Genomic DNA, 16,591 nt, shown 5'->3' with positions numbered 1-16,591 from the left:
GGTTGCCCCCTCCCTGACCCTCCCCCGCTACGCAGGGGAGGGGATAAAAACTCCCTCCCTTGCCGAAGGCGGGGGAGGGAAGGGGCCCGCGGCACCGCCGCGGGAAGGGTGGGGGCAAACGCGGCCCTCCTCAGCCCCTTACTCCGGGCGCATCTTGCGAACGGCCTCGTCGGACGGCAGATAGTCCGCGCCGTCGGCGTAGCGCCAGCCGGTCATCGCGCCCTGGCCGCCCTTCACCGTGGTCTTGCCGACATAGGCGCCCATCGTCGCCTGATGGTCGAGCGCGCGGAAGGTGATCGGGCCGAAGGGGCTGGACAGGGCCAAGCCGGACAGCGCGTCCACCACCTTCTCCGCATCGGTGGAGCCGGCCTTCTCCACGGCGGCGGCGATGGCCTTGAAGGTGGCGTAGCCGACGACCGAGCCCTGGCGCGGCGGCTCGTTGAAGCGCTTCGCATAGGCCTCGCGGAAGGCCTTGTGCTCGGGCGTGTCGATCTGCTCCTGCGGGTAGCCGGTGACGATCCAGCCCTCCGGCGCCTCGTCCTTCATCGGGTCGAGATATTCCGGCTCGCCGGTCAACAGGCTGACGACGGTGCGGTTGCGGAACAGGCCGCGGCCCTCGCCCTCGCGCACGAACTTGGCGAGATCGGCGCCGAAGGTGACGTTGAAGATGGCGTCGGGCTTGGCCGCGGCCAGCGCCTGCACGGTCGGCCCGGCCTCCAGCTTGCCCTGGGCCGGCCACTGCTCGGCGACGAACTCGACGTCCGGACGCTTCTCCGACAGGAGCTGGCGGAACCACTGCACCGCCGATTGGCCGTATTCGTAGTTGGGAGCGACGGTGGCCCAGCGCTTGGCGGGCAGCTTCGCCGCCTCCTCCACCAGCATGGCCGCCTGCATGTAGGTGCTGGGGCGCAGGCGGAAGGTGTAGCGGTTGCCCTTGGTCCAGGTGATGGCGTCGGTCAGCGGCTCCGCCGCCACGAAGGGCACCTTGTTGCGCGCGGCGAAGTCCGCCACGGCCAGCCCGACGTGGGAGAAGTAGGTGCCGGCCAGCAGCTCGACCTTCTCGTTCGACAGCAGCTCCTGCGCGACGCGCACGGCGTCGTCCGGCTTGCCGGCGTCGTCGCGGGAGACGACCTCCAGCTTGCGCCCGCCGAGCAGGCCGCCGGCCGCGTTCACCTCCTCCACCGCGAGCTGCCAGCCCTGGCGGTAGGGGATGGTGAAGGCCGGCAGGCCGGTGTAGCTGTTGATCTCGCCGACGCGAATCGGCCGTCCGTCCGATGGGGCCGGGGCGGATTGGGCGTGGGACACCGACGGCGCGGCGATCCAAAGGGCGGTGGCGAGGGCGGCAGCGCCCGGCGCAAGCAGGAGATGGCGGCGGTTCATGGTCGGCGGTATCCCGGCGCGGTTGGCGGCTGCCCGAACGCATGGAACGGCAGCGTGAACGCAGTGTCTGCGTTCATAGCAAACCCACCGCAAAAGTCACCGTTCCGTTGCGCCGCACCAACCGGGTTTTCCGCGGGCCGATGCCGCCGGCCTCACATCAGGCGGGAGAGAAGCAGGAGGAAGGTCGCCTGCTCCTCCGGGGTCAGCGGGTCCAGGGTGCGGTGATGCGCCCGGGTGGCGTTCTCCAGCAGGGTGCTGACCAGCGACTGGCCGGCGCGGGTCAGGCTGACGCTGGTGCGCCGCCGGTCCTGCGGGTCCGGCTGGCGCTCCACCAGCTTGCGCTCGACAAGGCGCAGGATCACCCCCTGGGTGGTCGCCGGGTCCATGAAGGTCAGCCGGCCGAGCTGGTTCTGCGACAGCGACCCCTCGGTCCGCAGCGTGACCAGGGCGCCCCATTGGGTGGGGGTGAGCTGGGAGTCGCCGATCATGTCCATGAAGATGGAGGACGCGCGCTGATGGGCCCGGCGAAGGCGGTAGTGCGCCTGCCCGGTCAGCAGGTAATCGTCGGTCGGAGGATGGGCGATCTGATCCATGGGCGCACACGAGCGTTGCGGAGCCGGACCGTTTCCGGTTGCGGCGGGTGTCGGCGGAACACCGTGCGACAGGTTCGGCACCGAGCCCGGGGAGTGTTCCCGGGATTGCGCCAAATGCAGCAGGCTTCGCTTTGAAGCCTAGGGGTGGAAGTCGCAATAGGCAACGCTCGCTGCTGCGGCATAGAGCCACAGTCTAGACCCCGTCACTATTTGCATTGAAAAGCACTCGCGAACGAAGATGAGTCGCGGGTTTCAAGAATCTTGCTGGGGGACTAGGCCGCAATCTGCATATGCGGGTGTGTTTTGGTCGTACCAGAGGGTTGTCCGTATTTCGATTATGGGTTTTGCTTCGGCGGGTAAGTGTTCGGTGGCGGAGTCCTTTCGCGGTCGGACTTCGGCAGGTCGCCATCGGGCGGCGGAACACTCCCCGGTGTGTAGGGCGGCATCACGACATCGTCACCCGGGTGGCGCGGCGATTTGGGCGGCGGGGGAGTGGTCAGGGGCTTGGTCATGCTCGGCGCGTCCTCATGGTTCGGGTTGGCGCGGCTCCGGACCGCCTTTGCATGAACGGACGCCGCCGATGGCTGGTTCCCAGGCCGGCGCGTGCGCGTCCTTCGTGGTCGTATGACCTTAGCTCTAATGATGCGGGCGTATGGCAATAGAGCGCCCGTCTGACGCAAGTCTTGTTGCGCCAACAACACAGGGGCGGGCAAAAACCACGGTTGAACGGCTTCACTGTTGCACGGACATCACGCCATGAGTTGTCTTTGCAGCGACTGTCCGCTTCTGCCGGAGCGGCGAATGCACATTCCGAGGCCATTCGGCCGCCCGATACGAGCCACTGATTTCAGCCTTGCGCGGTGACCCATGAAGCCCAGCTCCCTGTCCTTCCTCGCCCTCGCGCTCGCGCCCACCGTGCTGACGGCGCTGCCCGCGGCCACGCCGGTGGGCGCCCAGGAACTGCAGCCCGGTGAAACCGTGCTGGAGCGCCGCCGTCCGGAGGTCGAACAGCTCGGCATCCGCGCCGGATCGTTCCGTATCCTGCCGCGCATCGAGACCGGCCTGACCTATGAAAGCAACGTCTTCGCGACCGAGAACGACACCCGCGACGACTTCATCTGGGTCACCCAGCCGCGCGTCGACGTGCGTTCGGATTTCAACAACCACGCCCTGAACTTCTCGGCCTCCGGCAACATCGGCCGCTTCTTCGACTACTCGTCGGAGAACTACGCCGATTACCGGGCGCAGGTGGACGGCCGCTACGACATCACCCGTGACAGCTCGGTCAGCGGCCTGCTGTTCAGCCGCCGCGACCACGAGGGACGGTCCGACCCGAACTTCGACGTGTCGCTTGGCACCGGCACCGTGGTGCCGCGCTTCGCGGAGCCGGTGAACTACTTCACCCACGGCGGCGAGGCTTCGTTCAACCAGCGCTTCAACCGCCTGCGCGTCCGCCTGACCGGCGGGGCCCAGTACACCTCCTACCAGGACGCCGAACTGACCAGCGGGCGGACGGAGTCGCAGGAGGATCGCGACCGCTGGAGCTACACGGGCACCGCCCGCGCCGGCTACGAGTTCATCCAGGGTTACGAGGCCTTCGTCCAGGGCTCCTACAACTGGACCCGCTACCGGCTGACTCCGGATTTCGGCGGCGTCAACCGCGACTCGGACGGCTACGAGGTCGTCGGCGGCCTGTCCACCGACCTCACCGGCCTCATCAACGGCGAGATCTATGCCGGCTATCTGAGCCGGACGTACGACGACCCGACGCTGAAGGATTTCGGCGGTCTGGCCGTGGGCGGCCGCCTGAACTGGTCGGTGACCCAGCTCACCTCGGTCACCGGCTCGCTCAGCCGTCAGGTCCGCGAATCGACCTACGCCCGCGGCAGCCAGATCGCGTCGAGCTACAACCGCACCGTCGCCGCCGTCGGCGTGGATCACGAGCTTCTGCGCACCCTGCTGCTGAACGCCCGCGTCCAGTGGCGCCAGGACGACTTCAACGGTGTGGACCGCACCGACGACGTCTACACGCTGGGGGCCGGTGCCAGCTACCAGCTCAGCCGCTATGTCTTCGTGAATGGCGGTTATACTTACGAAAAGCGTAACTCGAACCTCAGTGGCTTCGATTATTCCGACAACCTGGTCTATCTGCGCGTTGGCGCTCAGATGTAATCAGTTCGTCTGAAGCATGCACAGAGGGGCGCTCATCTTCCGATGGGCGCCCCTTTTGCATTTCCGCCTATACGGTGACGCGAATCCTTTTCCTCCGTTGGCGTTACTTCCTCTCCACTTTTTCCCAAGCGCGTGCGAGTTGCTAGTCTCCCTCCGTGACCGCTCAGGGTTCGGCCGCTCCATCCGCGGGCGGCTGGACCCGATGTCCTCACGAGCCATGGAAGGGTAAGGGATGAATCGACGTAACGTGTTCCGCGCGCTCGGAATGACCGTGGTCGCCGCCGCGATGGTCGGCTGCGCCGGTGGCCAGGATGCCCCTCTCGAACCGCCGGGCGTCGCCCAGATGACGGACTACCGCCTGGGGGCCGGCGACGCGCTGCGCGTCATCGTCTTTGGCGAGGAGCAGCTCTCCGGCGAGTTCCGCGTCGACGGTTCGGGCAAGGTCGCCATGCCGCTGATCGGCGAGGTGACGGCCCGCGGCCATACCCCGCGCGAGTTGGAGACCGACATCGCCAAGCGCCTGTCGCAGGGCTATGTCCGCGACGCCAAGGTCAGCGTCGAGGTGCTGAACCACCGGCCCTTCTTCATCCTGGGCGAGGTCCGCAACCCCGGCCAGTACCAGTATGTCAACGGCATGACCGCCCTGTCCGCGGTGGCGATGGCCGGCGGCTACACCTACCGCGCCAAGGAGGACTACGTCCTGATCACGCGCGGGGCCGATCCCAAGAAGGAACTGCGCCGCGCCCCGATCACCACCCCGGTGATGCCCGACGACGTGCTGCGCGTGCCGGAGCGCTATTTCTGATCGGCGACCGGTTCCGAACACTCGCCGGACGGTCCATCAAACGGCCCATTTGTTTCGGAAAACTGGGGCGGTCGCCCCGCCAGCATTCGACGCCATGACGATGTCCCTCTTCCCACCCGGAAGAGGGACATTTTTTGCGCGGACGTCCGACCCGCCGCGGCGGTCATCCATCGTCGCGGGTGCCCTCGCCGTAGGGAAGATCGCCTTTGCGGAAGGCGTCGGCGCCCTTGGAGTGGCCCGAGGGCGCGCGGGCCTCGGGAGGGGCGTGATCATGATCGCTGGCGGCGGGAGGCGGTCGGGTGCCGGCGGCCTCGTCATCGGTGCCCAGCGGGGCCGCAGCGGGGTCGGAGGCGGGTATCTTATCGCCGGTCAGCCCCTTGTCGATGGCGTCGCGCAGGCGCTGCGCCCCGGCGTTGGGGGTATCGGGCTTTTCCATGGGGGAAACCTGGATCGGTTGCGGGACGGGATCGTCCCTCCTCCCAACCGACGCTCCCGGCTGCGGTTCCCCCCGAATGGGGCGAGGCGGCCGTTTCAGGAACGCAGGGCGTCCCGGTCCGCTTCGTCCAGGCTGTCGAGCCAGTCGTCCATGGAGATCATGGGCGGCTCGTCGTTGGCGCGCCGGGCGGCCTCCACCAGCTCGGTGTCGGCGGTGTTGGAATGGACGATGAACCAAAGCATCAACCGATTCGCGTCATCGTCGTTCAGCGGACCGCCGCGCTCGGCGGTCGCGATCAGTGCGTCGATGCTGGCAAAGTAGCTGCGGTGGGCCTGCTCGTGCCGCTCACGACGATCGGTGGCCAGGACGGCCATCTCCGCCGTTTCCGTGGCGAAATGCCCGGCCACCGCGTGACGCAGCGCGGTCAACTCCGCCAGCCCGAACGGACCCCCCGCGGTCATCGCCGAAAGCAGATCGAGAATGGCGCCATGCTCGGCGTCGATGACGCCGGAGCCGGTCGGGATGAGGGAGCCGCCGTGGAGAGCGTGCGTCATGGGCGGGGCCGGGCGTCGGTCTGCCGGGGGGGGAGGTGGTGCCGGTTGCAGGGCTCGAACCCGCGACCTTCGGTTTACAAAACCGCTGCTCTACCAACTGAGCTAAACCGGCGCGCCGCCCGGCCAGACCGCGGCGGGCGCTTACACTAGCGTCCCGCGCGGTCCGCGGCAAGCCTCACCTGAGCGGCGCGAACGGCGACGCCTCAGCGCAGCCGGGCGACCTCGTAGAGGGCAACGGCGGCGGCGTTGGACACGTTCAGGCTGCCGACCGGCCCCTGAGTCGGCAGGCGGGCGATGACGTCGCAGCGCTCCATGGTCAGGCGGCGCAGTCCGGCGCCCTCCGCCCCCAGCACCAGAGCGGTGCGGCCGGTCAGGTTGCATTGGGCGAGCGTGCCCTTCCCCGACTCGGCGAGACCGACGGTCCAGAAGCCGGCCTGCTGGAGGTCGGCCAGCGCGCGGGCGAGGTTGGTCACGCGCACCAGCGGCACCGACTCCAGCGCACCCGAGGCGCTCTTGGCGAGGACGCCGGTGGTCTCCGGCGCGTTGCGCGCCGTCACCACCACCGCCTTGGCCCCGAAGGCCGAGGCGGAGCGCAGCACCGCGCCGACATTGTGCGGGTCGGTCACCTGGTCGAGGACGACGATGAGCGCCGACGGGTCCGAATCGGCCTCGGCGCAGACGTCCTCGATCCCGACCTCCTCCAGCGGGGCGACGTCGACCGCCACGCCCTGATGCACGGCACCCGGCGGCAACATGCGGTCCAGGTCGTTGCGGTCGGCCGGCATCAGGCTCGGCCGCTGCAGCCCACGGGCCTTGGCCTGGGCCAGCACCGGCTCCAGCGCGGCGCGGCCCGCCTCGGTCGCGATCAGGCGGTGGATGCGCCGCTCCGGGTTCAGCCACGCGGCCGACACCGGGTGCAGGCCGTAGAGCAGGACGCCCTGCGCGCCGCGCCCGGAGGGGCGGTCGCCGCGCGACTCGCGGTGGGACGGGGAGTGACTCTTGGCCGGGGCAGGGGGCTGGCCGTGGGGCGCGGATGGCTTCTTCGAACGGGTCATGGTGTCCGGCTGGAGGGGGCAGGCCTAAGCCCGCCGCGGTTATTCACAGTTTTCTGGTTTGGACTGCTTCAGACGTGTTGACAAGGCCTGAAAAATTCTCATAGTGCCGAACTCCGCGGCGGGCATGTCCCGCAGCGGGCCTGAGGAAGGGTGGCCGAGTGGTTAAAGGCAGCAGACTGTAAATCTGCCCGCGTACGCGTACGCTGGTTCGAATCCAGCCCCTTCCACCACTACATTCCACGGCTTGTCCGTGATCGCAGTTCCCGGTCGATAGCGCCGGGCGGGGCATGGCAGGCGGGTGTAGCTCAATGGTAGAGCAGAAGCCTTCCAAGCTTACGACGGGGGTTCGATTCCCCTCACCCGCTCCAATCCCCCCGCGCTAAGGGAAATGTCGGTCTCGGCCGGGCCATTGTGTGCGTCCGGAACGTCGGGAACGAAAGACCAAAGCGATGGCGAAGGCAAAGTTTGAGCGGAACAAGCCGCACTGCAACATTGGCACGATCGGCCACGTCGACCACGGCAAGACGTCGCTGACGGCGGCGATCACGAAGGTGCTGGCCGAGAGCGGCGGCGCGACCTTCACCGCCTACGACCAGATCGACAAGGCGCCGGAAGAGAAGGCGCGCGGCATCACGATCTCGACCGCCCACGTCGAGTACGAGACGACCAACCGCCACTATGCCCACGTCGATTGCCCGGGCCACGCCGACTACGTGAAGAACATGATCACGGGCGCCGCGCAGATGGACGGCGCGATCCTGGTCGTGTCGGCCGCCGACGGCCCGATGCCGCAGACCCGCGAGCACATCCTGCTGGCCCGCCAGGTCGGCGTGCCGGCGCTGGTGGTGTTCATGAACAAGGTCGACATGGTCGACGATCCGGAGCTGCTCGAGCTGGTCGAGATGGAGGTGCGCGAGCTGCTGTCCTCCTACCAGTTCCCGGGCGACGACATTCCGATCGTCAAGGGCTCGGCGCTGTGCGCTCTGGAGGACCGTTCGCCGGAGATCGGCCGTGACGCGATCCTCAAGCTGATGGCCGAGGTCGACCAGTACATCCCGCAGCCGGAGCGTCCGAAGGACCGTCCGTTCCTGATGCCGATCGAGGACGTGTTCTCGATCTCGGGCCGCGGCACGGTGGTGACCGGCCGCGTCGAGCGCGGCATCGTCAAGGTCGGCGAGGAAGTCGAGATCGTCGGTCTGAAGACCACGGTCAAGACCACGGTGACCGGTGTGGAGATGTTCCGCAAGCTGCTCGACTCGGGTGAGGCTGGCGACAACATCGGCGCGCTGCTGCGCGGCACGAAGCGTGAGGACGTCGAGCGCGGCCAGGTTCTGGCCAAGCCGGGCAGCATCACGCCGCACACCACCTTCAAGGCCGAGGCCTACATCCTGACGAAGGAAGAGGGTGGCCGTCACACGCCGTTCTTCACCAACTACCGTCCGCAGTTCTACTTCCGCACGACCGACGTGACGGGCATGGTGAAGCTGCCGGAAGGCACCGAGATGGTGATGCCGGGCGACAACATCTCCATGGAAGTCGAGCTGATCGCTCCGATCGCCATGGACGAGGGCCTGCGCTTCGCCATCCGCGAGGGTGGCCGTACGGTCGGCGCCGGCGTCGTCGCCTCGATCATCAAGTAAGTTAAAGGTGTCGATCCCGCCGTCGTTCCCCATGGTTCGGCGGCGGGATTGATCCCTGTCGTTTTCGGCATGCCGGCCGATAAAAAGGCTAGCAAGCCACGCGGCTATGCGCTATAAGCTCCGCTCCCCGCCGGGGGTAGAGCCTGCGGCGATAGGAGTGTAGCTCAATTGGTAGAGCACCGGTCTCCAAAACCGGGGGCTGGGGGTTCGAGCCCCTCCACTCCTGCCACGCCGTACCGAACCAGAACGGGCCGCTGACCGCGCCCTACACGTCGCACCGGAGCCCGCACGGTCTACGATGGCTAAAGTGAACCCCGCAGAATTCGCGCGCGACGTCCGCCGCGAGGTGGCCAAGGTCACCTGGCCGACCCGCAAGGAAACCGGCGTGACGACCGCCATGGTGTTCGTCATGGTGGTGCTGGCTTCGCTGTTCTTCCTCGTCGTGGATCAGGTGCTGGCCTTCGCCGTCCGTATGATCCTTGGGCTGGGAGCCTGATCGCCATGGCCGCGCGCTGGTACGTCGTTCACGTCTATTCGGGCTTCGAGAAGAAGGTCTCCCAGGCCATCCGCGAGAAGGCGGCCCAGAAGGGTCTGGAAGACAAGTTCGAAGAAATCCTGGTGCCGACCGAGGAAGTGGTCGAGGTGCGCCGGGGTTCCAAGATCAACACCGAGCGGAAGTTCTTCCCCGGCTACGTCCTCATCAAGATGGATTTGACGGACGAGTCCTGGCATCTCGTGAAGAACACGCCAAAGGTCACCGGGTTCCTTGGCGGCGGCGGCAAGCCGCAGCCGATCAGCCAGCGTGAGGCCGAGCGGATCATCCATCAGGTGCAGGAAGGCTTTGAGCGCCCCAAGCCCTCGATCACCTTCGAGGTGGGCGAGCAGGTTCGTGTGAGCGACGGCCCCTTCACCTCCTTCAACGGCATCGTCGAGGAAGTCGACGAGGAGAAGGCCCGCCTCAAGGTGGCGGTGTCGATCTTCGGCCGCTCCACGCCGGTCGAACTGGAATACACCCAGGTCGAGAAGGTCTGAGACCAACAGTTTTCCCGGGGCACGTGATTAAAAGTCACGTGCTCCTTTCTGCTGCGGAAGGCCCGCCATAGCCGCACCGCAAAGCCCCGCGACGCCGGACAGCGTATCGAGGCGTCGTATCTGGAGGTTGTGACATGGCAAAGAAAATCGTCGGCTTCATCAAGCTGCAGGTTCCGGCCGGCAAGGCGAATCCGTCGCCGCCCATCGGCCCGGCGCTCGGTCAGCGCGGCCTGAACATCATGGAGTTCTGCAAGGCGTTCAACGCCAAGACGCAGGACCTGGAAGTCGGCATGCCGATCCCGGTGGTCATCACCGCCTACGGCGACCGTACCTTCACCTTCGTCACGAAGACCCCGCCGGTCAGCTACTTCCTGAAGAAGGCCGCTGGCATCGACAAGGGCTCGCAGACCACCGGCAAGGGCGCTTTCGCCGGCAAGATCACGAAGACCCAGATTCGTGACATCGCCGAGAAGAAGATGAAGGACCTGAACGCCCACGACGTCGAGGCGGCCGCGAGCATGATCGCTGGTTCCGCCCGCTCGATGGGCCTCGAAGTGGTGGAGGGCTGATCCCATGGCGAAGCTCGGCAAGCGTCTGACCGACTCCTACAAGAAGGTCGACCGCGAGGCGCTCTACTCGCTGGAAGGCGCCGTCTCCCTGCTGAAGGGCCTGCCCAAGGCGAAGTTCGATGAGACCATCGAAATCGCCATGAACCTGGGCATCGATCCGCGTCACGCCGACCAGATGGTCCGCGGCGTCGTGAACCTGCCGAACGGCACCGGCAAGACCGTGCGCGTCGCCGTGTTCGCCAAGGGCCCCAAGGCGGATGACGCCCTGGCCGCCGGTGCGGACATCGTTGGCGCCGACGATCTGGCCGAGAAGATCCTGGCCGGCAACATCGACTTCGACCGCTGCATCGCGTCCCCGGACATGATGGGCGTCGTCGGCAAGCTCGGTAAGGTGCTCGGCCCGCGCGGCCTGATGCCGAACCCGAAGCTCGGCACCGTGACCCCCGACGTGGCCGGCGCCGTGAAGGCCGCCAAGGCCGGCGCCGTGGAGTTCCGCGCCGAGAAGACCGGCATCGTGCACGCCGGCGTCGGCAAGGCCAGCTTCTCGGAAGAGGCCCTGGTGCAGAACATCCGCGCCTTCGTGGATGCCATCACCCGCGCCAAGCCGACCGGTGCCAAGGGCCAGTACCTGCTGAAGGTCTCGCTGTCCTCGACCATGGGCCCGGGCCTGAAGCTGGATCTGTCCACTCTGGCCGCCACGGCCTGAGTGACCTGAGTTTCACCGCCGGCTCCTTCGGGAACCGGCGGTGATCGGGTGTCCCTGCGGGGGCGCCCACCCTGTCCAAGACCGCTGGTGCCGGCGTCTCTCCGGAGGCAACGGCTTAAACCCGCCAGAGCAGACAGGAGTTGAACCGTTAACCACGCGGGTTCGCCCGCGGTTCAGGAACGGCTCGAACTTCTGGGACAGGTTCGCCGGGGCTCCTCACCGAAAGGGAAGGGGTCCCTCGTAAACCTCTGTGCAAGGAGGCGATCCGTGGATCGTACACAAAAAGAAGCGACGATCGCGGACCTGCAGTCGAAGCTCCAGGAAACGGGCCTGGTGGTGGTCACCCACCATCTCGGCCTGACGGTGGCGGAAGTCACCGACCTGCGTGGCAAGATTCGGGCCGCGGGCGCGAGCTTCAAGGTGACGAAGAACCGGCTCGCCCGCCGCGCCCTTCAGGGCACGCAGTTCGAAGGTCTGGACGGTCTCTTCAAGGGACCGACCGCGATCGCTTACTCGAAGGATCCCGTCGCGGCCGCCAAGGTGGTGGCCGACTACGCGAAGACCAACGAGAAGCTGAAGATCGTCGGTGCCGCTCTCGGCGACCAGATCCTCGACGCGGAGGGAGTGAAGGCTCTCGCCACACTCCCGTCGCTGGACGAACTGCGCGCCAAGCTCGTGGGCATGATCCAGACTCCGGCGACCCGTATCGCCGGCGTTCTCCAGGCTCCGGGCGGCCAGGTCGCCCGCGTGCTGGCGGCCTACGCGAAGAAGGACGAGGCGGCCTGAGCCGCACCCGTCTAGCTGTCTACCCATCCCAGAACATCGAGTTGTTGGAGCATTAAAATGGCTGATCTGCAGAAGCTGGTCGACGATCTCTCGGCCCTGACCGTCATCGAGGCCGCCGAGCTGTCGAAGCTGCTGGAAGAGAAGTGGGGCGTCTCCGCCGCCGCTCCGGTGGCCGTTGCCGCCGCCGGTCCGGCCGCTGCCGCTGCCCCGGTCGAAGAGCAGACCGAGTTCAACGTGATCCTCGCCGACGCCGGCGACAAGAAGATCAACGTGATCAAGGAAGTCCGCGCCATCACCGGCCTGGGCCTGAAGGAAGCCAAGGACCTGGTCGAAGGCGCTCCGAAGCCGGTCAAGGAAGGCGTGTCGAAGGACGAGGCCGCCAAGATCAAGAAGCAGCTTGAAGAGGCCGGCGCGAAGGTCGATATTAAGTAAGACCGTCTTGCTGCGACGGATAAGACATATCCACGCCGGACGGCGGCTGGTCCCCGAGGGGGCCCGCCGCCGCACGGCGTTTTCTGCCTTCCACCGGACCGGGTTTCTCGGTCCGGCTCTTTCCGTCCCTGCATAAGGGGCGGGCCGCGCGATCATCGCCGCGTCGCGGCGAGCACCCTGGTTCGCGTGCTTCTGGTCGAGCGTACTCACGATTCTGACGTTTGGGGACATCCATGGCCAAATCCTTTACGGGTCGAAAGCGTGTTCGGAAGAGCTTCGGGCGCATCCCGGAAGTCACCCAGATGCCCAACCTCATCGAGGTGCAGCGCAGCTCCTACGACCACTTCCTGCAAATGGACGTCCCGCCGGAGAAGCGGGCCAACCTGGGTCTGCAGGAGGTGTTCCGGTCGGTGTTCCCGATCAAGGACTTCTCCGACCGCGCCGTCCTCGACTTCGTGAAGTACGAGCTTGAGCAGCCGAAGTATGACGTCGAGGAGTGCCAGCAGCGCGGCATGACCTTCGCCGCCCCGCTGAAGGTGACCCTGCGCCTCTCCGTCTTCGACGTGGAAGAGGACACGGGCCTGCGCTCGATCCGCGACATCAAGGAGCAGGACGTCTACATGGGCGACATGCCCCTGATGACGGCCAACGGCACCTTCATCATCAACGGCACCGAGCGCGTCATCGTCTCGCAGATGCACCGCAGCCCGGGCGTCTTCTTCGACCATGACAAGGGCAAGACCCACTCGTCGGGCAAGTATCTCTTCGCCGCCCGCGTAATCCCGTACCGCGGCTCCTGGCTGGACTTCGAGTTCGACGCCAAGGACCTCGTCTACGTGCGCATCGACCGCCGCCGCAAGCTGCCGGCCACCACGCTGCTGTTCGCCCTGGACGGCGCGGACACCGAGGCGCTGCGCGCCGAGCGGAAGGCCCAGAAGAAGGACCTGCTGCCCTACGAGGCGCAGGGCATGTCGAAGGAAGAGATCCTCAATTTCTTCTACGAGACGATCACCTACACCCGCGCGTCGGGCGGCTGGAAGACCCCCTTCAACGCCGACCGCATGAAGGGCGTGAAGGTCGCCTCCGACCTCGTGGACGCGACCTCCGGCCAGGTCGTCGCCGAGGCCGGCACCAAGATGACGCCGCGCCTGATCAAGAAGCTGGTCGAGGGCGGCCTCACCGAGCAGCTCGTCTCCACCGAGGAGCTGACCGGCCGCTACCTCGCCGTCGACATCATCAACGAGCGGACCGGCGAAGTCCTGTTCGAAGCCGGTGACGAACTGTCGGCGAGCGATCTGGACAAGCTGGAGAAGGCCGGCGTCGACGAGCTGCCGGTGCTGGCGATCGACCACCTGAACGTCGGCGCCTACATCCGCAACACGATGGCCGCCGATCGCAACGCGTCCCGCGAGGACGCGCTGATCGACATCTACCGCGTCATGCGCCCGGGCGAGCCGCCGACCCTGGAGTCGGCCGAGGCTCTGTTCGCCGGCCTGTTCTTCGACAGCGAGCGCTACGACCTGTCGGCGGTGGGCCGCGTCAAGATGAACGCGCGCCTGAACTTCCAGACCGACGACAGCGTCCGCGTCCTGCGCAAGCAGGACATCATGTCGATCCTCAAGGTTCTGGTGAACCTGAAGGACGGCCGCGGCGAGATCGACGACATCGACCATCTCGGCAACCGCCGCGTCCGCTCGGTCGGCGAGCTGATGGAGAACCAGTACCGCGTCGGCCTGCTGCGCATGGAGCGCGCGATCCGCGAGCGCATGAGCTCGGTCGAGATCGACACGGTCATGCCGCACGACCTGATCAACGCCAAGCCGGCCGCGGCCGCGGTGCGCGAGTTCTTCGGCTCCTCGCAGCTCTCGCAGTTCATGGACCAGACCAACCCGCTGTCCGAGATCACGCACAAGCGTCGTCTCTCGGCCCTCGGCCCGGGCGGTCTGACCCGCGAGCGTGCCGGCTTCGAGGTGCGCGACGTGCACCCGACGCACTATGGCCGCATCTGCCCGATTGAGACGCCCGAAGGTCCGAACATCGGTCTGATCAACTCGCTGGCGACCTACGCCCGCGTGAACCAGTACGGCTTCATCGAGAGCCCGTACCGCAAGGTTCAGGACGGGCGCGTCACCGATGAGGTGGTCTACCTCTCCGCCATGGAGGAGGGCCGCTACGTCGTTGCCCAGGCGAACGCCGAGTTGGACGCGGACAACCGCTTCGCCGCCGACCTCGTGTCGTGCCGGCAGGGTGGCGAGTATCTGATGTTCCGCCCGGAAGCCATCGACCTGATCGACGTGTCGCCGAAGCAGCTCGTCTCCGTCGCCGCGGCGCTGATCCCGTTCCTCGAGAACGACGACGCGAACCGCGCGCTGATGGGCTCGAACATGCAGCGTCAGGCGGTGCCGCTGGTCAAGGCCGACGCGCCGCTGGTCGGCACGGGCATGGAGGCCACGGTGGCCCGCGACAGCGGCGTGACCATCGTCGCCAAGCGCAAGGGCATCGTCGACCAGATCGACGCGACCCGCATCGTGGTCCGGGCGACCGACTCGTCCGACGCCACGGCGCCGGGCGTGGACATCTACAACCTGCTGAAGTTCCAGCGTTCCAACCAGAACACCTGCATCACCCAGCGTCCGCTGGTGAAGGTGGGCGACCGCGTGGCGGCCGGCGACATCATCGCCGACGGCCCCTCGACGGAGCTGGGCGAGCTGGCGCTGGGCCGCAACGTGCTCGTCGCCTTCATGCCGTGGAACGGCTACAACTTCGAGGACTCGATCCTCATCAACGAGCGCATCGTCAAGGACGACGTCTTCACCTCGATCCACATCGAGGAGTTCGAGGTCATGGCCCGCGACACCAAGCTGGGCCAGGAGGAAATCACCCGCGACATTCCGAACGTCGGTGAGGAAGCCCTCAAGAACCTCGACGAGGCCGGCATCGTCTACATCGGCGCCGAGGTCCGCCCGGGCGACATCCTGGTCGGCAAGGTGACGCCGAAGGGCGAGAGCCCGATGACCCCGGAAGAGAAGCTGCTGCGCGCCATCTTCGGCGAAAAGGCGTCCGACGTCCGCGACACCTCGCTGCGCCTGCCGCCGGGTGTGGCCGGGACGATCGTCGAGGTGCGCGTGTTCAGCCGCCGCGGCGTCGACAAGGACGAGCGCGCCCTGGCGATCGAGCGCGCCGAGATCGAGAAGCTGGCCAAGGACCGCGACGACGAGCGCGCGATCCTGGAGCGCAGCTTCTACACCCGCCTGAAGGAGGTCATCCTCGGCCAGACCGCCCAGTCCGGCCCGAAGGGCATGAAGGCCGGCACGGTCCTGACCGACGCCGAGCTGGCGAACCTGACCAAGGGTCAGTGGCGCCAGATCTCCATCGCCGACGAGCAGGTGATGGAGACGGTGGAGAGCCTGGGCAAGGTCTTCGACGACTCGATCCAGGCGCTGCAGAACCGCTTCGAGAACAAGGTCGAGAAGCTGCAGCGCGGCGACGAGCTGCCGCCGGGCGTGATGAAGATGGTCAAGGTCTTCGTCGCGGTGAAGCGCAAGCTGCAGCCGGGCGACAAGATGGCCGGCCGCCACGGCAACAAGGGTGTGGTGTCCCGCATCCTGCCGCAGGAGGACATGCCCTACCTGGAGGATGGCCAGCCGGTCGATCTGGTGCTGAACCCGCTGGGCGTGCCGTCGCGCATGAACATCGGTCAGATCCTGGAGACGCACCTGGGCTGGGCGTCGGCCGGCCTCGGCAAGCAGATCGGCCGCGCCATCGACCAGTACCGTCTCGCCATGAAGGGCCGCGGCGACGCCGCCCAGACCATGGACGGGCTGCGCATCACGCTGAAGGAGGCTTACGGCGAGAAGGTCTACGACGACCAGATCGCCGACATGACCGAAGGCGAGCTGCTGGAGCTGGGCGGCAACCTGCGCAAGGGCGTCCCCTTCGCCACGCCGGTCTTCGACGGCGCTCGCGAGGAGGACATCTGCCAGCAGCTGGAGAAGGCGGGTCTGGACCGGTCCGGTCAGGTCACCCTGATCGACGGGCGCACCGGCGAGGCCTTCGACCGCAAGGTGACCGTCGGCTACATCTACATGCTGAAGCTGCACCACCTCGTGGACGACAAGATCCACGCGCGCTCGATCGGTCCCTACTCGCTGGTCACCCAGCAGCCGCTCGGCGGTAAGGCCCAGTTCGGCGGGCAGCGCTTCGGTGAGATGGAAGTGTGGGCGCTCGAAGCCTACGGCGCCGCCTACACGCTGCAGGAAATGCTCACGGTCAAGTCGGACGACGTGTCCGGCCGCACCAAGGTCTACGAGGCGATCGTCCGCGGCGACGACAACTTCGAGGCGGGCATCCCTGAGTCCTTCAACGTTCTGGTCAAGGAGCTGCGCTCCCTGGGCCTGAACGTCGAGCTGAACCAGCGGTCGTACTGAGCCC

The 16,591-nt window shown here is 66.9% G+C and carries 15 protein-coding genes and 4 tRNA genes; 13 read left to right on the top strand and 6 right to left on the bottom strand.

Features of this window, described 5'->3' with window-relative positions:
- Nucleotides 1-138: 138 nt before the first annotated feature.
- Together D3869_RS04010 and D3869_RS04005 are read right to left on the bottom strand one after the other, a co-directional pair.
- Nucleotides 139-1,380: an ABC transporter substrate-binding protein gene (locus D3869_RS04010; protein WP_137139017.1), complete on the bottom strand. Its 1,242-nt coding sequence runs from the start codon at nucleotides 1,378-1,380 to the stop codon at nucleotides 139-141.
- 152 nt (nucleotides 1,381-1,532) lie between these two features.
- The gene (locus D3869_RS04005; protein ID WP_137139016.1) at nucleotides 1,533-1,973 is read right to left on the bottom strand and encodes a MarR family winged helix-turn-helix transcriptional regulator; all 441 of its coding nucleotides are present in this window, start codon (nucleotides 1,971-1,973) and stop codon (nucleotides 1,533-1,535) included.
- Nucleotides 1,974-2,840: 867 nt separating this feature from the next.
- On the opposite strand from D3869_RS04005, the gene D3869_RS04000 reads away from it, so the two are divergent.
- A complete protein-coding gene (locus D3869_RS04000; protein WP_109067686.1) occupies nucleotides 2,841-4,145 on the top strand; it encodes an outer membrane beta-barrel protein in 1,305 nt (434 codons plus the stop codon).
- Nucleotides 4,146-4,377: 232 nt separating this feature from the next.
- Nucleotides 4,378-4,950 carry a polysaccharide biosynthesis/export family protein gene (locus D3869_RS03995; protein WP_137139015.1) on the top strand — a complete coding sequence of 191 codons (573 nt, stop codon included), beginning with the start codon at nucleotides 4,378-4,380 and terminating at the stop codon, nucleotides 4,948-4,950.
- A 163-nt stretch (nucleotides 4,951-5,113) separates the two neighbouring features.
- Here the strand turns inward: D3869_RS03995 and D3869_RS03990 are convergent, their stop codons facing one another.
- The 4 genes from D3869_RS03990 to rlmB form a co-directional block, all read right to left on the bottom strand.
- Nucleotides 5,114-5,386 carry a hypothetical protein gene (locus D3869_RS03990; protein WP_137139014.1) on the bottom strand — a complete coding sequence of 91 codons (273 nt, stop codon included), beginning with the start codon at nucleotides 5,384-5,386 and terminating at the stop codon, nucleotides 5,114-5,116.
- Nucleotides 5,387-5,481: 95 nt separating this feature from the next.
- Complete coding sequence (locus tag D3869_RS03985; RefSeq protein WP_137139013.1) at nucleotides 5,482-5,940, bottom strand: hypothetical protein; 459 nt, start codon at nucleotides 5,938-5,940, stop codon at nucleotides 5,482-5,484.
- 36 nt (nucleotides 5,941-5,976) lie between these two features.
- A tRNA-Thr gene (locus D3869_RS03980) sits at nucleotides 5,977-6,052 on the bottom strand.
- Between the two features lie 91 nt (nucleotides 6,053-6,143).
- Complete coding sequence (gene rlmB / locus D3869_RS03975; RefSeq protein WP_137139012.1) at nucleotides 6,144-6,995, bottom strand: 23S rRNA (guanosine(2251)-2'-O)-methyltransferase RlmB; 852 nt, start codon at nucleotides 6,993-6,995, stop codon at nucleotides 6,144-6,146.
- 144 nt (nucleotides 6,996-7,139) lie between these two features.
- On the opposite strand from rlmB, the gene D3869_RS03970 reads away from it, so the two are divergent.
- The 11 genes from D3869_RS03970 (at nucleotide 7,140) to rpoB (ending at nucleotide 16,587) form a co-directional block, all read left to right on the top strand.
- Nucleotides 7,140-7,225, top strand: a tRNA-Tyr gene (locus D3869_RS03970).
- A 64-nt stretch (nucleotides 7,226-7,289) separates the two neighbouring features.
- Nucleotides 7,290-7,363, top strand: a tRNA-Gly gene (locus tag D3869_RS03965).
- Between the two features lie 81 nt (nucleotides 7,364-7,444).
- Nucleotides 7,445-8,635 (top strand): elongation factor Tu, encoded by a 1,191-nt coding sequence (tuf, locus tag D3869_RS03960; protein ID WP_014241041.1) that lies wholly within the window; start codon nucleotides 7,445-7,447, stop codon nucleotides 8,633-8,635.
- 153 nt (nucleotides 8,636-8,788) lie between these two features.
- Nucleotides 8,789-8,864: transfer RNA gene (locus D3869_RS03955), tRNA-Trp, on the top strand.
- Nucleotides 8,865-8,933: 69 nt separating this feature from the next.
- On the top strand, nucleotides 8,934-9,131 hold the full coding sequence (gene secE / locus D3869_RS03950; RefSeq protein WP_035675069.1) for a preprotein translocase subunit SecE: 198 nt from the start codon (nucleotides 8,934-8,936) through the stop codon (nucleotides 9,129-9,131).
- A gap of 5 nt (nucleotides 9,132-9,136) precedes the next feature.
- The gene (nusG, locus tag D3869_RS03945; RefSeq protein ID WP_038526785.1) at nucleotides 9,137-9,667 is read left to right on the top strand and encodes a transcription termination/antitermination protein NusG; all 531 of its coding nucleotides are present in this window, start codon (nucleotides 9,137-9,139) and stop codon (nucleotides 9,665-9,667) included.
- A 134-nt stretch (nucleotides 9,668-9,801) separates the two neighbouring features.
- A complete protein-coding gene (gene rplK, locus D3869_RS03940; protein ID WP_014241051.1) occupies nucleotides 9,802-10,236 on the top strand; it encodes a 50S ribosomal protein L11 in 435 nt (144 codons plus the stop codon).
- 4 nt (nucleotides 10,237-10,240) lie between these two features.
- Nucleotides 10,241-10,942, top strand: coding sequence for a 50S ribosomal protein L1 (gene rplA, locus D3869_RS03935; protein ID WP_137139011.1), 702 nt, complete (start codon nucleotides 10,241-10,243; stop codon nucleotides 10,940-10,942).
- A gap of 267 nt (nucleotides 10,943-11,209) precedes the next feature.
- A complete protein-coding gene (gene rplJ / locus D3869_RS03930; protein ID WP_014241049.1) occupies nucleotides 11,210-11,728 on the top strand; it encodes a 50S ribosomal protein L10 in 519 nt (172 codons plus the stop codon).
- Nucleotides 11,729-11,785: 57 nt separating this feature from the next.
- Nucleotides 11,786-12,160 (top strand): 50S ribosomal protein L7/L12, encoded by a 375-nt coding sequence (gene rplL / locus D3869_RS03925; RefSeq protein ID WP_014241048.1) that lies wholly within the window; start codon nucleotides 11,786-11,788, stop codon nucleotides 12,158-12,160.
- 233 nt (nucleotides 12,161-12,393) lie between these two features.
- The gene (rpoB, locus tag D3869_RS03920) at nucleotides 12,394-16,587 is read left to right on the top strand and encodes a DNA-directed RNA polymerase subunit beta (RefSeq protein WP_094306328.1); all 4,194 of its coding nucleotides are present in this window, start codon (nucleotides 12,394-12,396) and stop codon (nucleotides 16,585-16,587) included.
- Nucleotides 16,588-16,591: the final 4 nt, after the last annotated feature.

This window comes from Azospirillum brasilense (genome assembly GCF_005222205.1).
In the GTDB taxonomy this organism is placed as follows: domain Bacteria; phylum Pseudomonadota; class Alphaproteobacteria; order Azospirillales; family Azospirillaceae; genus Azospirillum; species Azospirillum brasilense_G.
This window is presented reverse-complemented; position numbering and strand designations above follow the sequence as displayed.

Bases quoted from the DNA above. Each gene is read 5' to 3' on its own strand.
- D3869_RS04010 (WP_137139017.1), bottom strand. From the start codon at position 1,380: ATGAACCGCCGCCATCTCCTGCTTGCGCCGGGCGCTGCCGCCCTCGCC.
- D3869_RS04005 (WP_137139016.1), bottom strand. From the start codon at position 1,973: ATGGATCAGATCGCCCATCCTCCGACCGACGATTACCTGCTGACCGGG.
- D3869_RS04000 (WP_109067686.1), top strand. From the start codon at position 2,841: ATGAAGCCCAGCTCCCTGTCCTTCCTCGCCCTCGCGCTCGCGCCCACC.
- D3869_RS03995 (WP_137139015.1), top strand. From the start codon at position 4,378: ATGAATCGACGTAACGTGTTCCGCGCGCTCGGAATGACCGTGGTCGCC.
- D3869_RS03990 (WP_137139014.1), bottom strand. From the start codon at position 5,386: ATGGAAAAGCCCGATACCCCCAACGCCGGGGCGCAGCGCCTGCGCGAC.
- D3869_RS03985 (WP_137139013.1), bottom strand. From the start codon at position 5,940: ATGACGCACGCTCTCCACGGCGGCTCCCTCATCCCGACCGGCTCCGGC.
- rlmB (WP_137139012.1), bottom strand. From the start codon at position 6,995: ATGACCCGTTCGAAGAAGCCATCCGCGCCCCACGGCCAGCCCCCTGCC.
- tuf (WP_014241041.1), top strand. From the start codon at position 7,445: ATGGCGAAGGCAAAGTTTGAGCGGAACAAGCCGCACTGCAACATTGGC.
- secE (WP_035675069.1), top strand. From the start codon at position 8,934: ATGGCTAAAGTGAACCCCGCAGAATTCGCGCGCGACGTCCGCCGCGAG.
- nusG (WP_038526785.1), top strand. From the start codon at position 9,137: ATGGCCGCGCGCTGGTACGTCGTTCACGTCTATTCGGGCTTCGAGAAG.
- rplK (WP_014241051.1), top strand. From the start codon at position 9,802: ATGGCAAAGAAAATCGTCGGCTTCATCAAGCTGCAGGTTCCGGCCGGC.
- rplA (WP_137139011.1), top strand. From the start codon at position 10,241: ATGGCGAAGCTCGGCAAGCGTCTGACCGACTCCTACAAGAAGGTCGAC.
- rplL (WP_014241048.1), top strand. From the start codon at position 11,786: ATGGCTGATCTGCAGAAGCTGGTCGACGATCTCTCGGCCCTGACCGTC.
- rpoB (WP_094306328.1), top strand. From the start codon at position 12,394: ATGGCCAAATCCTTTACGGGTCGAAAGCGTGTTCGGAAGAGCTTCGGG.